The sequence below is a fragment of the Hoyosella levis genome (genome assembly GCF_026008515.1).
Classification (GTDB): Bacteria; Actinomycetota; Actinomycetes; order Mycobacteriales; family Mycobacteriaceae; genus Lolliginicoccus; species Lolliginicoccus levis.
On the sequence record NZ_BQYM01000003.1, the window covers coordinates 127,651 to 140,685 of the forward strand.

Genomic DNA, 13,035 nt, shown 5'->3' on the forward strand with positions numbered 1-13,035 from the left:
TCAGTGACTTCACAGCAGCCCCACGGAGCTACTTGCTCACCAGCGAGGCATGGCAGAGGTGTCCTCCAGCGGGATCATCGCCCACATCACCAGATACACCAGCACACCGATCCCCAGCGTGCCCAGCAAGGACACCAGCACGAAGACCAGGCGCACCAGGTTCACGTCCCAGCCATATTGCTTCGCGATGCCCGCGCACACACCGCCCATCCAGCGACCATCCCGGGTACGCCTCAACTGGCTCTGCATCGTCATGGCACGACCTCCGTAGTTCGAAACCAGCGCGGCATCCGCCACGCGTTGTCATGCCAATAACGCTACTGATACCGAGGGCGCCAGCGCATCGGGAGAAACCCCGAGGACCACCCGGAAACGTGGGGAGTCAGGGCAATGGTTCCGCCCACCGTGATAGCTCAACCGCCGTTTCGGTGTAACCAACCGTGCCCGAGGCCACACCGATGATGAGATCGTAGGCATCATCGTCGGGAGCCTCCAGGCAATACCCATTCAATCCATAAAAGACGAACACGGCCAGCCATCCCAGCCGCTTGTTGCCGTCGACCAACGGATGGTTCCGCACGATCGACTCTAGGAGCACTGCGGCCTTCTCGTGCATCGAAGGGTAGGCATCGTCGCCGAAAACTGTTGCAGCCGGCCGATGGGCCGCGGAATCGAGCAACCCGACGTCTCTTACCTCGAGGCAATCCAGATCGTCAGCCAGCGTGAGCAGATCCTCGAGCGAGAGGTAGATGACGCTCACCGCGAAAGGCGCTCGAGCAGATCCGCGTATCGAGAACGACCCCGCTCGGACAATTCGCGAACTCGAGCATCGCGCGTCCGGCGCGCAGCAGCATCCACGATCGCGCGGCATGCGGCCTCTTGCTTGCTGATGCCCTCCGCTTCAGCAAGCATCGTCAACGCGCGATCCTGCTCATCAGTGAGTCTCAACGTCATGGCCATACCTAATGGTACCACTGTGGTATCACCGTGCAGTTTTATCGCCTGATCACCGACCCGCCCCTGGACACAGCGCATCCCGGTTGATGTACTCGTGCTCATGGAGATCGAGCGGATCGTGCCCAATCTGACGGTCACGGATCTTCCCCAAGCAGTTCGCGAGCACACCGAGATCCTCGGCCTCGCAGTGGTGATGGATCACGGATGGATCGTCACGCTCGCGGATGCCGAAGGGCACCAGCTGAGCTTGATGACCCGCGACGCCACCGCGGCAGTCAACCCCGACATCTCGGTATTCGTCAACGACGTGCAGGCAGCCCATGAATCCGCGATCGCCGCCGCGGCCGAGATCGTGCACCCGCTGACCATCGAGGAGTGGGGCGTCACCAGGTTCTTCTACCGCGACTCATCCGGCCAAGTCGTCAACGTCGGTTCGCACACATGAGCGCTCAACCCTCTCTCCGGGCGATGATGATCGCGCCCGGGGCGTCGTCGTCGGGCCGGAACACGGACTCGGACTCGATCCGGAAGCCGGCGCCGCGCAGCCAGCCAGACATGGTGCTCACCTGCCGAAGGTGGGTATCGACACTGATCGGTTGGCCCGTGTAACCCGTCGAGGAGTGCTTGATCCCGGTTCCCACATGGAAACCGACGAGGAGGTGGCCTCCGGGCCGCAGGACGCGACGGAACTCCTCGATCACGCCCGGCATCGCGTCGTCGGGAATGTGGATGGTGGACCAGAACGCGACGACGCCACCGACAGAGTGGGCGTCCAGGTCGAGGCCCGTCATCGTCCCCACCTCGAAGCGCAGACCAGGGTGGGCACGCCGCGCGATCGCGACCATCCCGGGCGAGAGATCGATCCCTAGCGATTCGGCTCCCGAGTCGTGAAGATGTCGCGTGACATAGCCGGGACCACATCCGACGTCGGCCACCGGCCCCCCGCCGCTGCGCCGCACAAGCTCCGCGAACACGTCCAGGTGCGCCCGCAGGTGCGGATGCTTCTCGAGCAGCCCGTCGACCCTTTCCGCGTACCCGGCAGCATCGGCGTCATACGAGGACCGGGTTTCCGCGAGCCACGGTGACGCCTCGCGCGCCGCGATCTCCTCACGCATCAGACGTGTTGGTCCCGGTCGGGCTGATCGCGCCGCCTTCGCGCATGTGGTCGGCGAGAGCGGGAACGAGGACGTCCCACACCTGCGGCGGCGGCACCTCGTGCCCCATGCCGTCGACACGCAGGAGGGACGCGCGCGGGATCATCCGGGCGAGCGCCTCGCCGTGGGGCAGCGGGAACAACGGGTCCGTGTTGCTGTGGACGACGAGGGTCGTCGCGGTGATCAAGGAGGGGTCGGCCTCGGCGTCGCCCGCAACGAGGAAGTGATTCGTCAACGACGATTCCATGTCGTGACTGCGGGCGACCTCCGCGGTGGCGATCGCGCGGAAACGTTCCTCGTCAAAGCCGAGCGATCCCGCATACGGGCGTTCCGCCTCGACCCGGTAGTCGATGATGGCAGAGGTGTCAGTCCAGTCGCTTACCTCCGGGAGAGCGCTCTCCGCCGCGCCCAGGGCCGCATCCGGTGGAGGCAGGTCTCCTGGGTCTCCCCCGGCCGGTGACGTCTCGATCAGCGTGAGCGTCCGCACACGGTGCGCCGCGTGGGCACCGATGTACTGTGCGATCCCGCCCCCCATCGACAGGCCCACGAGGTGCGCCGCGTCGACCCCCAGCGCGTCAAGGATCCGCACGGGGTCTGTCGCCAGGTCGACGCCGGTGTAGTCCGGTCGGCCCGGCGGGCTCGTCGTCGACTGCCCCGTGTCCCGCTGGTCGAACCTGATGACATGGAATCCTTCCGCGGCGAGGACCTCGCAGAAACTGGGGGGCCACCAGTCCATCGACTGCGTGGCACCGGCGATGAGCAATACCGCTGGATCGCCCGGGTCGCCGAACTCGTCGACCGCCAAACAGACGTGATCGAACTCGAGGATCCTCACGTTCACAGCGTCGCCCATCGGCTTCGGCGCGTCAACGGTCGTCGGCTAGAAGGCGACCCCTGCTTGGTCACGAATGCCCCGGAAGCGGACACCACGAGCGCAGGCCAGCGGATTGCGCGCAGCACGACGTCATCGGCCCGCCTGGGCAGCATGCGAGTAGGGTGATGCCTGGAGCTGCCCCTGGTTCCCCAATGATGGGAGCCCCTATTCCCGGCGCCGTTCTACCCACTGCCACTATCCCCACCCCTCCGAACAGCTCTCTGCTCACCCTCGGGCTGCTCGCAATGTCCTCGATGGAGAACGAGCGGCGGCTACCGATCCACCCCCATCACCTCGACCGGATCGAACCGGATCTCCGCGCAAGCATGATCGTCGAGCGTGGCTACGGTGCTGGCTTCCAGCTCGAGCCCGGCTACGTCGAGTCACGGGTCGGCAGGGTCGCGGATCGCTCCGAGGTGATCGAATCGGCTGATGTGCTGCTGCTTCCGAAGCCCCAGGCAGCCGACATGACGGTGATTCCCGAGGGCACGGTGCTGTGGGGATGGCCGCACTGCGTGCAGGACGCCCGGCTGACGCAGATAGCGATCGACCGTCGGCTCACGTTGATCGCGTTCGAGGCAATGCAGCACTGGAACCGACGCGGTGACTTCAGCCTGCATGTATTCCACAAGAACAACGAGCTCGCCGGCTATTGCTCGGTGCTCGATGCGATGCGTCTCATCGGATCGACGGGTGGGTATGGGCCACGTCTCAGCGCGGTCGTCATCGGTTTCGGTGCGACGGCACGAGGGGCCGTGACAGCGCTCAACGCACAAGGGGTCCACGACATCCAGGTCCTCACCCAGCGCGACATCACGGCCGTCGGCTCCCCCATCCACGGCGCCCACATGGCCCAGCTCAACACTGGCGACGGCGAGGTCCACCTCAGCGAGGTGCTCACGAAGAACGGCAACGTCCTGCTCCCCGAGTTCCTCGCCTCGCACGACATCGTCGTCAACTGCACCCTCCAGGACGTCGCAGCGCCATTGACCTACCTGCGGACCGACGACCTGAAGAGGTTCACCACGGGCAGCCTGATCATCGACGTCTCCTGCGACGCCGGAATGGGCTTCGAATGGGCCACGCCCACCGGGTTCGACGACCCCATGTTCACCGTCGGCGACGGCGTCCACTACTACGCCGTCGACCACAGCCCCTCATACCTGTGGAACTCGGCCACCTGGGAAATCAGTGCGGCGCTGCTGCCATTCCTCCGCACCGTCATGGACGGCCCGGCGACGTGGGAGAAGAACCTCACCATCTCCCGGGCCATCGAGATCCACGACGGCGTGATCAACAACCCGAGCATCCTGAGCTTCCAGGGGCGCGAGGCGGATTATCCGCATGTGCGGACTGCTTGACCGCTCAGACGTTAAACCTGAAGTCCACGACGTCCCCATCGGCCATGATGTAGTCCTTGCCCTCCATGCGGACCTTGCCGGCGGACTTGGCAGCAGCCATGGAACCAGCGGCGACGAGGTCGTCGAAGGAGACGATCTCGGCCTTGATGAAGCCGCGCTCGAAGTCGGTGTGGATGACGCCGGCAGCCTTGGGGGCGGTGTCGCCGCGGTTGATGGTCCACGCGCGTGCTTCCTTGGGACCGGCGGTGAGGTAGGTCTGCAGACCGAGGGTCTCGAACCCGGCGCGGGCGAGGGAGTACAGGCCCGGCTCGGTCTGGCCGATGGTCTCGAGGAGCTCCATCGCGGATTCCTCGTCGAGCTCCTGGAGGTCGGATTCGACCTTCGCGTCGAGGAACACGGCCTGGGCGGGGGCGACGGAGGCGCGCAGCTCGTTCTTGCGGTCCTCGTCGGTGAGCACGCCCTCGTCGGCGTTGAAGACGTACAGGAATGGCTTGGTGGTGAGCAGCTGGAGCTCGCGCAGCAGCGGCAGATCGATGCTGTCCTTCTGCGAGAAGAGGGTCTTGCCGCTGTCGAGGAGCTGCTGGGCTTCCTTGGCGGCCTCGGCGAGGGGGCGGCGATCCTTGTTGTTCTTGGCTTCCTTCTCGATCCGCGGGACGGCCTTCTCGAGGGTCTGCAGGTCGGCGAGGATCAGCTCGGTCTCGATGACCTCGATGTCGGCGAGCGGATCAACGCGCCCGTCGACATGCACGACGTCGCCATCGGTGAAGACGCGGACGACCTGGCAGATGGCGTCGGCCTCGCGGATGTTGGCGAGGAATTTGTTGCCCAGCCCCGCGCCCTCGCTAGCACCCTTGACGATGCCGGCGATGTCGACGAACGACACGGTGGCGGGGAGGATGCGCTGGGATCCGAAGATCTCGGCGAGCTTGTCGAGGCGCTGGTCGGGCAGCTCGACGACGCCGACGTTGGGCTCGATCGTCGCGAAGGGATAGTTCGCGGCGACGACGTCATTCTTGGTCAGGGCATTGAAGAGCGTGGACTTGCCCACATTGGGGAGGCCGACGATTCCGAGGGTTAGGCTCACAGCTAGATCAGTGTACGGACTACGCGGCCCGAGTCCTATTCGGCCCGGTCCCGCGCGTGCCGCCCAACTGTTTGTCGCCGGTCACTCCTCGACGGTCACCGTTCCGGTCATCTGCGGATGGATGGAGCAGAAGTAGCTGTACTCGCCGGGCTCGGTGAACGTGAAGGACCAGGAATCCTCACGGAGCGTGGGGCTGCGGAACTGCTCGGGCGAGGAGTCGCGGCTGACGACATCGTGCGGGATCTGCCCATCGTCGAACACCCAGGTCACGGTGTCCCCGGCGGAGACGGTGATGCTGGCCGGGCTGTACTCGAAGCCGGAGACCCGCACCTCGGTCGCCTCGGTCGAGTCGCTGGCCTCGGTAGAGCCAGTGGCTTCCTGGTCCTCGCTCTCGGAGCCCTCCGCAGCCGATCCGGTCGCCTGCTCCGATGCGGGTGCGCCATATCCTCCGGCGGGGCCGTCGTCCTCTCCGTCACTGCTGCACGCGACGAGGCCGCTGGCGATGAGCAGTGCGCTGCTCGCTGCGATCGTTGCGCGAGTCCCTAGAATTCGTCGTGCCATGGTTTGCCTCCGGCCGCGTCGGTCCAACCGGTGCCCCTGGCCCCGGTCCTTGGCCTGAGCCTAGTGCTGATTGCCGGGTATGTCCCGTGCAGTGCGACTTTCGTCCAGCATTCATGGTGATGCGCGTCAAAACGTGGTCGCAGCGGTGGCCGACGGGCCAGCATGGTGACAACATCAACTTGATCTATCCGCTCACACCAGATGGGGCTTGAGGTGACTGCTCAGGATCGGCCAGACCGGATCGAGCGCGAGAGCGCGCTCGAGACTGCGTTGACGGCGCACGAACCTACTCGCGAGGCCACGACGGAGGGGCCGTCAGATCGTGGCACGTTGATCGGTATCGGCGGTGGGTGGCTCGCCACGTGGAGCCTGCGGATCATCCTCATCGCCGCTGCAGCATGGGTGCTCGGCTGGATCGTGGGCGAGCTGTGGGTGATCCTGCTGCCAGTCTCGCTGGCGTTGATCATCTCCACGGTGCTGTGGCCGATCGCCGGCCTGCTGCGGCGCGCCTACCTGGCGCCAGCGCTGGCCGCGCTCGTCACGATGCTGCTCGCGATCGGCGCGTTCGGTGGCGTGATCGCGCTGGTCGTGCCCTCCGTGGTGAGCCAGGCCCCAGAGCTGGCGAACCAAGCATCCGGCGGCGTGCGGGAGATCCAGGCCTGGTTGCAGGGGCCTCCGTTGAACATCCGCGAGGAGCAGTTCGAGGAGTACATCAATACCGTTGTCACGGGCATCCAGGATTCGTCCAGCGCCATCGCCTCCGGGGTATTCACCGGTGTGGGCGCGGTGACGTCGGTGATGATCACGCTGGTGCTGACCTTGGTGCTGTCGTTCTTCTTCATCAAGGATGGGCCGGAGTTCCTGCCCTGGGTGCGCAGGGTCACCGGCTCTCCCGCCGCCAGGCACGTCGAGGAGGTCCTCTTCCGGCAGTGGCGCACGCTCAGCGGCTTCATCCGCACGCAGGCGATCGTTAGTTTCGTCGATGCTGCATTCATCGGTCTCGGCCTGGTGATCCTCGGTGTTCCCCTCGCGGGCCCGCTGGTGATCATCACGTTTGTCGCGGGCTTCATCCCGATCGTGGGTGCGTTCGTCGCGGGTGCCCTCGCCGTGCTGATCGCCCTGGTCGCGAACGGCTGGATCACCGCCCTGATCCTGCTCGGCATCATCATCCTGGTGCAGCAGCTCGAGGGCAATGTCCTGCAGCCCGTGCTGCAGAGCCGCAGCATGAACCTGCATCCGGTGATCGTGCTGCTCGCGGTGACCGCCGGTTCCACCTTGTTCGGCATCATCGGTGCGTTCCTCGCGGTGCCGGTGGCGGCGATGGTCGCGGTGATGGTGCGCTATGTCGATGAGATCCTGACGGCCAAGAGCGGCGGGGGCGATCACTGGGTGGAGGAAGATCCCGAGGAGGATCGCTCGGAGAAATCCGTGGCGGAACCCGGGACTGCCTAGCTCGGGGCCCTCTAGTCTGGGGCCACCTAGCCCGGGACCCCCTAGCCCGGGACCCCCTAGCCCGGGGCCACCTAGCCCGGGATAGGGCTGCTGCTCGGTGCGGTGGTGCGGATCGACGAGCCATCGCGGTGCTTGCGGACGTGGATGCGCGAGGGAATCCGCTGTCGCATCTCGTCAACGTGGCTGACGATCCCGACGACACGGCCGCCGGCGCGTAGCTCGTCGAGCACGCTCATGACGGCGTCGAGAGTATCGGCGTCGAGCGTGCCGAATCCCTCGTCGATGAATAGGGTGTCGAGCATGGCCCCGCCGGATTCAGCGGCGACGACGTCAGCGAGACCAAGCGCGAGCGAGAGCGACGCCATGAAGGTCTCGCCGCCGGACAGGCTGTTCACTGGCCGGAGAGTGCCGGTGTAGTCGTCGCGGATATCCAGACCGAGCCCGCCCCGCTTGCCATGGCGCCCGCTGCTGTCGGAGTGCTGGAACTCGTAGCGGCCAGCGGTCATGATGCGAAGTCGCTGGGAGGCAGACTCGGCGACCTCCTCGAGGCGGGCCGCGAGCACGTAGGACCGCAGCGACATGCTGCGTGTGTTCTCCCCTGCTCCGGTGATGACCTCGGTGAGCCTGATGAGGCGCTGATGCCGGTCGTGCTTGCCGGCGTGCTCGTCGAGCAGCGCGGTGAGCGACGCGATGTTGCGTGCAGTGCGGTCGCGTGAATGGCGAGCCCGGGCGAGATCCTCGGATGCCCGCTCACTCGATTCCTGGGCGAGGGCGAATGCCTCCTCCGCCGCCGCGACATCATGGGGATGCTGCTCGGCTGCTTGGTTCGCTGTGTCGTCGAGCACCGCCGTGGCCTGGTTCTTCCGGTCGCGGTGCTGCTGCAGGGATTCTGCAGCCGCCTCGTGCCAATCAGGCGCCCGGATCGCGGCGATCGCGGTCTCCACGTCGCTGAACCCTGCGCCGAGGGCGGCCTGCTCGCATTCGTTGGATTGCTCGCGGAGGCGCTGCTCGAGGCTGTCCACGGCCATCATGGCATCGCGCAGGTCCGTCGCTGCTGCGGCAAGCCTTTCCAGCCGTGCTATGCGCGCATGGAGGTCTACGTCGTCACCGCGGGCCTCGTCGAGCCTCACGGTCAGCTCCTGCGCCCGCAGCTGCAGGGAAGCATGCTGCTCCCCCAGGGAGGCGAGCGTCGTGCGCGAGGCAGCGAGTTCCTCGCGCAATGCCGACTCGGCACGGTCTAGCTCGGTGCGTCGGCCTTGGAGCCGCTCGAGCTCGATGGCGGCTTGCTGTGCTTGCTCGTGGCGCTTTGCGGCGTCCGCATGCTGGCGATCTAGCTCGTCGCGATCGGCATCCCCGGCTCGCTCGCGGAGGCGCGCGACCTCATGCTCGGCGACGCGGAGCTTCTCCCGCTTGGTTTCCAGGTCAGCGAGCGCTTCGATCTCCGCTTGTGCCGCGTCCTGCTCCGCCTCATCGCTGATGGAGTCCTGGCCCGGCATGGCAGGGTCGGGATGGTCGGCGGAGCCGCACACCATGCAGGGCTCGCCGGGCCGCAACTGGCGCGCGAGCTCGCTGGCCATCCCCGCGATCCGCTTTTCCCGCAAGCTCGCAAGCAGATCACGGGAATCAAGGTGGTGGGCCCGTGCTTCGTCGTGCTCCGCGCGCGCGTGCTCGACAACAGCGTTCGCTGGCGGCAGCTTGGCCGCAGCGTCGCGGCGGTCAGCGAGCACGGCAAGCTCGTGCCGCAGTGACTCCTCGGCACGCGCCATGCCCGCGGCCTCGGCTAGCTCCGTATCGACACGTTCCCGCTCGGCCGGGAGGCTCTCGATCCGGCCGGACAGCTCGTCATGGCTCGCTTGCTCGTCCTCGATCGTTGCGCTCAGCTTGGCGATCCTGGCTGTGGCAGCGTCAAGCTCGGTGGAGTAGCGCGCTAGCCCCCCGAGGGTGCCGATCTCCGCGTGCCACTCACCGATGGCCACATCCAGGAGTCCTCGTGCCCGTGCGTGATCCCCGCGCTCGATGAGGCTCTCGATCTCGGTGCTGCTCGGCACCTCCTGCAGGACGTGCTCGTGCTGCTCCATCGCGCCGCGTTCCTCTGCCAACCGGGCGCGGAGCTCGCCGAGCTTCTCGTGCGGGCCGGCGAGAGCGCTGGCCCGCTGTGCTTCGCCGAGCTCCGCGGCGAGCGCGGCGATGCGGCCAGAGTCGCGCTCGAGCTCCTCGATCTGCTGCCGGGCCGTAGCGAGCGCAGCGCGGCGCCGAGCGTTCTCGCGCGCCTGCGTCCGTGCCGCATCGGCGGAAGCGAAGTTGGTGGCGGCGGCCTCGCGGGCTGCCTTGGCTGCCTCTGCCCGCGCGTCCACGACTGCCGCGACCGCATCCATCCAGGCTGGCACGTCCTCGCTATCCTCGGGCGCGGGATGCTCGCCGGCACCCAGATCAGCGGCGGTGATGACTGCGCTCACCTGGAGCTCGCGCTGGTGGATGGCATCGCGCATGCTCTTCTCGGAGCTGCGTCGCTGCTCGCGGAACCAATCCTCCACCGCTCCGAACCGGTAGGTCGCGAACAGGCTCTCGAGCAGCTTCTCGCGGTCCTCGATGGGGGCACGCAGGAACTCCGCGAACTCGCCCTGCGGCAGCAGCACCACCTGGAAGAACTGGTCCTTGCTCATGCCAAGAAGATCGCTGACGACCTGGCCGATCTCAGGGATGCGCGTGAGGTGCTCTCCCGTGCCCGTGCCTCCATCAGGCGCCAGCCATTCCAGGGTGGCCTTGGCGTTCTGCTTGATCATCCCGCTGCCCCGGCGCTTGGGGCGGTGATGCTCGGGACTTCGCACGATGCGCAAGCGGCGTCCCTTGAGCGTCGCGTCGAGCGTCACCTGCGGGGTGGCGTCCTCGGGCGCGTGATGAGAGAGGAACTTGTGCCCGCTGCCGCGTGCGCCCGGAGCTGCCCCGAACAGCGCGAACGCGACCGCATCGAGGATCGTGGTCTTGCCCGCGCCCGTTTGCCCATGCAGGAGAAAAAGGCCGTCGGCACCGATTTCCTCGAAATCGATGCGTTCCGTGCCCGCGAATGGCCCGAATGCCTCGATCGTCAGGGTGTGCAGTCGCATGGGAGTTGCCGTTGCTTTCTCTGGTGGTGGTGCGGAAAGTGCTTGCGGGGCCCTGCTCTAGGACGATCCGGCGCGGGCTGCCTGGAAAGCCTCCTCGACGAGCCCGAGGTCCTCGCCGGTGGGCTCGCGCCAGGCGTCGGTGAGGAACCGCCGCGCGATCTCCTTGTCGCTTGCCCCGCGCACGCGCTGCCGGTAGCTCGTTTCCGTGTCCCGCGCCGGGCTCTCCCATCGCAGGTGGACAAGGTGCGGGAAGCGCTCGCGCAGCTGCCGCATGGGATCCCTGGGACGCACCGCGTCAGTGAGCACAGCGGAAAGGTAGTGGCTGGTGAGCTGCTCGAGCGCGGGATCCGACAGTAGCTGCTGGACTGTTCCTGTGATGGTCGCTAGTGGCCGCGCGAGCGGCAGCGCTACCTCGGTGACATCGCGCAGGCCGTTCTCGTCGATATCGACGATCCACACCGCCTTGCGGTCGCTGCGCTCCCCGAACGAGTAGGGCACCGGGCTGCCCGAGTAGCGAACGCTCCGCGCGAGCACCTGCGGGGTGTGCAGGTGCCCGAGCGCCACATAGTCGACGTCGCCGAACACCGACATCGGCACGGTCTCCACGCCTCCGACGCTGATGGTCCGCTCGGATTCCGACGGCACGGCGCCAGTGACGAACGCATGGGCGCTGACCACCGTGCGGAGACGGGTCCCGGTCGCGCGGTCCTCGCGGTCCGCATGGATCCGGGCCATCGCGGCCGCAAGGACAGCCTCGTGGGACCGCTCGGCGACGCCTAGCTCGCCGCGCACGACATCGGGCTCGAGGTAGGGGATCGCGTAGAACGCCACCGGGCCGTGCTCATCCTCGAGCAGGACGGGCACGTCGATCTCTGCTACTCGGGTGCGCAGGTACAGACCGCCAGCGGCAGCGAACTCCGCCGCAGCGCCCACGCGGGTCGCGGAATCATGATTGCCCGACGTCGCGATGATCCGGGCGCCGGCATCCCGGATCCGCACGAACGCGTCGTTGCACAAGCGCACCGCATCGGCGTTCGGCATCGCGCGGTCATACAGATCGCCCGACACGACGACCACGTCGACGCCTTCGGCCGCCACGATCCGTGCGATCTCCGCGAGCACCGCGTCCTGGTCATCGCGCAGGTCGACTCCGTGGAAGGTACGGCCGATATGCCAGTCGGATGTGTGCAGGATCCTCATGGCGAACGAGGGTAGAGCACCACACCGACAATCCGGTGGTCCGTGTTTCTGTCGGAGCGAGCCGCCATGATGGCGACCATGAACGCGTTGACATTCCTGGCCCTGCTCGTTGCCCTCGCCGCAGGGATCGGCATCGGCTGGCTCCTGCAGGCGAGCCGCCACGGGCAGCGCATCGCCTACGCCGAGGCCCAGCTGCAAGCGCGCAAGGACTCCGAGCACCTGCTCCGTGATTCGCTCACCGCGGCCAGCGAGGACTCCGCGAAGCGGCACTCGGGCGCTATGAACGAGCAGGTCCAGCACATCGTGGGGCCGTTGCGCGAGGCGGTGGGGACGCTCGCGGACCAGGTGCAGCGCGTGGAGCACAACCGGATCGCGGCCTACTCTGGGCTGATGGAGCAGGTGTCGGGGATGCAGCAGGTCTCCCAGACGCTCAATACCCACACCGGACAGCTCGTGCAGGCGCTCCGGGCTCCGCAGGTGCGGGGCCGGTGGGGCGAGATCCAGCTGCAGCGCGTGGTGGAGCTCTCCGGGATGACCGAGCATTGCGACTTCAGCACCCAGGCCCACGCGACGCACGATGGCCCGGATGGCACGCGCGCCGTCCGCCCCGACCTGGTGGTGCACCTCGCTGGCGGCAAGAATATCGTGGTGGACGCCAAGGCCCCGCTCAGCGCCTATCTCGAGGCGCTCGAGGCCCGTGACGATAACGAGCAGACTGCTCTCCTGCGCAAGCACGCTGCCCAGCTGCGAGCCCACATCGGGCAGCTCTCGTCCAAATCGTACTGGGCGGCCTTCGATCCATCCCCTGAGTTCGTGGTGCTGTTCATCCCCGGTGATCCATTCCTCGACGCGGCCGTGGGCGCCGATCCCGAGCTGCTCGAGCACTCGTTCGCCCGCAACGTGGTGCTCGCCACCCCCAGCACGTTGGTGGCGCTGCTGCGCACGATCGCTCACACCTGGAAGCAGGAGGCGCTGTCGCAGGACGCGCAACGCATCCACCAGCTCGGCAGCGAGCTCTACAGCCGCCTCGGAACGCTCGCCAAGCACCTCGACCAGCTTGGTGGGCAGCTCGGGAAATCCGTGGAGGCATTCAACTCGACCGTCTCGTCTATGGAGACCCGCATCCTCGTCACCGCCCGGAAGCTGCACGAGCTGCCGGCGTTCCCCGCGGAGCCGCCAACGGTGAGCTCCGTCGACATGGTTCCCCGCGCCGTCACCCGCTCCGACGGCACGCTGCCCCCGCTCGCACCCGCGGAGCGCCTGCCGTGACCGCCGCCCGGTATGGTGC

General features: G+C 67.0%; 13 protein-coding genes. 4 read left to right on the forward strand and 9 right to left on the reverse strand.

Going from position 1 to position 13,035, the window contains the following annotated elements:
- Positions 1 to 36 precede the first annotated feature (36 nt).
- From QC765_RS04605 to QC765_RS04615, 3 genes are all read right to left on the reverse strand, one after another.
- Positions 37 to 297: a PspC domain-containing protein gene (locus QC765_RS04605; protein ID WP_309297289.1), complete on the reverse strand. Its 261-nt coding sequence runs from the start codon at positions 295 to 297 to the stop codon at positions 37 to 39.
- 85 nt (positions 298 to 382) lie between these two features.
- Positions 383 to 760: a type II toxin-antitoxin system death-on-curing family toxin gene (locus QC765_RS04610; protein WP_278313251.1), complete on the reverse strand. Its 378-nt coding sequence runs from the start codon at positions 758 to 760 to the stop codon at positions 383 to 385.
- A complete protein-coding gene (locus QC765_RS04615) occupies positions 757 to 960 on the reverse strand; it encodes a CopG family transcriptional regulator (protein ID WP_278313252.1) in 204 nt (67 codons plus the stop codon). Before QC765_RS04615 ends, QC765_RS04610 begins: the two co-directional genes overlap by 4 nt.
- A 97-nt stretch (positions 961 to 1,057) precedes the next feature.
- Between QC765_RS04615 and QC765_RS04620 the strand changes: the two genes are divergently transcribed.
- Complete coding sequence (locus QC765_RS04620; RefSeq protein WP_278313253.1) at positions 1,058 to 1,402, forward strand: VOC family protein; 345 nt, start codon at positions 1,058 to 1,060, stop codon at positions 1,400 to 1,402.
- Positions 1,403 to 1,406: 4 nt separating this feature from the next.
- On the opposite strand, the gene QC765_RS04625 is transcribed toward QC765_RS04620, so the two are convergent.
- Entirely contained in the window at positions 1,407 to 2,072 is a 666-nt protein-coding gene (locus tag QC765_RS04625; protein WP_278313254.1) for a class I SAM-dependent methyltransferase, read from the reverse strand.
- Positions 2,065 to 2,946, reverse strand: a complete 882-nt coding sequence (locus QC765_RS04630) for an alpha/beta fold hydrolase (RefSeq protein ID WP_278313255.1) — start codon at positions 2,944 to 2,946, stop codon at positions 2,065 to 2,067. Before QC765_RS04630 ends, QC765_RS04625 begins: the two co-directional genes overlap by 8 nt.
- 284 nt (positions 2,947 to 3,230) lie before the next feature.
- Between QC765_RS04630 and QC765_RS04635 the strand changes: the two genes are divergently transcribed.
- Positions 3,231 to 4,346 (forward strand): N(5)-(carboxyethyl)ornithine synthase, encoded by a 1,116-nt coding sequence (locus tag QC765_RS04635; RefSeq protein WP_278313391.1) that lies wholly within the window; start codon positions 3,231 to 3,233, stop codon positions 4,344 to 4,346.
- A gap of 4 nt (positions 4,347 to 4,350) precedes the next feature.
- On the opposite strand, the gene ychF is transcribed toward QC765_RS04635, so the two are convergent.
- Both ychF and QC765_RS04645 read right to left on the reverse strand, forming a co-directional pair.
- Positions 4,351 to 5,430 carry a redox-regulated ATPase YchF gene (ychF, locus tag QC765_RS04640; RefSeq protein WP_278313256.1) on the reverse strand — a complete coding sequence of 360 codons (1,080 nt, stop codon included), beginning with the start codon at positions 5,428 to 5,430 and terminating at the stop codon, positions 4,351 to 4,353.
- Positions 5,431 to 5,511: 81 nt separating this feature from the next.
- The gene (locus QC765_RS04645; RefSeq protein ID WP_278313257.1) at positions 5,512 to 5,991 is read right to left on the reverse strand and encodes a cupredoxin domain-containing protein; all 480 of its coding nucleotides are present in this window, start codon (positions 5,989 to 5,991) and stop codon (positions 5,512 to 5,514) included.
- A gap of 270 nt (positions 5,992 to 6,261) precedes the next feature.
- Between QC765_RS04645 and QC765_RS04650 the strand changes: the two genes are divergently transcribed.
- Positions 6,262 to 7,443, forward strand: a complete 1,182-nt coding sequence (locus QC765_RS04650) for an AI-2E family transporter (RefSeq protein WP_278313392.1) — start codon at positions 6,262 to 6,264, stop codon at positions 7,441 to 7,443.
- 71 nt (positions 7,444 to 7,514) lie between these two features.
- Here QC765_RS04650 and QC765_RS04655 read toward each other — a convergent pair whose 3' ends face one another.
- Together QC765_RS04655 and QC765_RS04660 are read right to left on the reverse strand one after the other, a co-directional pair.
- A complete protein-coding gene (locus QC765_RS04655; protein WP_278313258.1) occupies positions 7,515 to 10,547 on the reverse strand; it encodes an AAA family ATPase in 3,033 nt (1,010 codons plus the stop codon).
- Between the two features lie 57 nt (positions 10,548 to 10,604).
- Positions 10,605 to 11,747, reverse strand: coding sequence for an exonuclease SbcCD subunit D (locus tag QC765_RS04660; RefSeq protein ID WP_278313259.1), 1,143 nt, complete (start codon positions 11,745 to 11,747; stop codon positions 10,605 to 10,607).
- Between the two features lie 78 nt (positions 11,748 to 11,825).
- On the opposite strand from QC765_RS04660, the gene QC765_RS04665 reads away from it, so the two are divergent.
- Positions 11,826 to 13,016, forward strand: a complete 1,191-nt coding sequence (locus tag QC765_RS04665; protein ID WP_278313260.1) for a DNA recombination protein RmuC — start codon at positions 11,826 to 11,828, stop codon at positions 13,014 to 13,016.
- Positions 13,017 to 13,035: the final 19 nt, after the last annotated feature.

Bases quoted from the DNA above. Each gene is read 5' to 3' on its own strand.
- QC765_RS04615 (WP_278313252.1), bottom strand. From the start codon at position 960: ATGGCCATGACGTTGAGACTCACTGATGAGCAGGATCGCGCGTTGACG.
- QC765_RS04620 (WP_278313253.1), top strand. From the start codon at position 1,058: ATGGAGATCGAGCGGATCGTGCCCAATCTGACGGTCACGGATCTTCCC.
- QC765_RS04625 (WP_278313254.1), bottom strand. From the start codon at position 2,072: ATGCGTGAGGAGATCGCGGCGCGCGAGGCGTCACCGTGGCTCGCGGAA.
- QC765_RS04635 (WP_278313391.1), top strand. From the start codon at position 3,231: ATGTCCTCGATGGAGAACGAGCGGCGGCTACCGATCCACCCCCATCAC.
- QC765_RS04645 (WP_278313257.1), bottom strand. From the start codon at position 5,991: ATGGCACGACGAATTCTAGGGACTCGCGCAACGATCGCAGCGAGCAGC.
- QC765_RS04655 (WP_278313258.1), bottom strand. From the start codon at position 10,547: ATGCGACTGCACACCCTGACGATCGAGGCATTCGGGCCATTCGCGGGC.
- QC765_RS04660 (WP_278313259.1), bottom strand. From the start codon at position 11,747: ATGAGGATCCTGCACACATCCGACTGGCATATCGGCCGTACCTTCCAC.
- QC765_RS04665 (WP_278313260.1), top strand. From the start codon at position 11,826: ATGAACGCGTTGACATTCCTGGCCCTGCTCGTTGCCCTCGCCGCAGGG.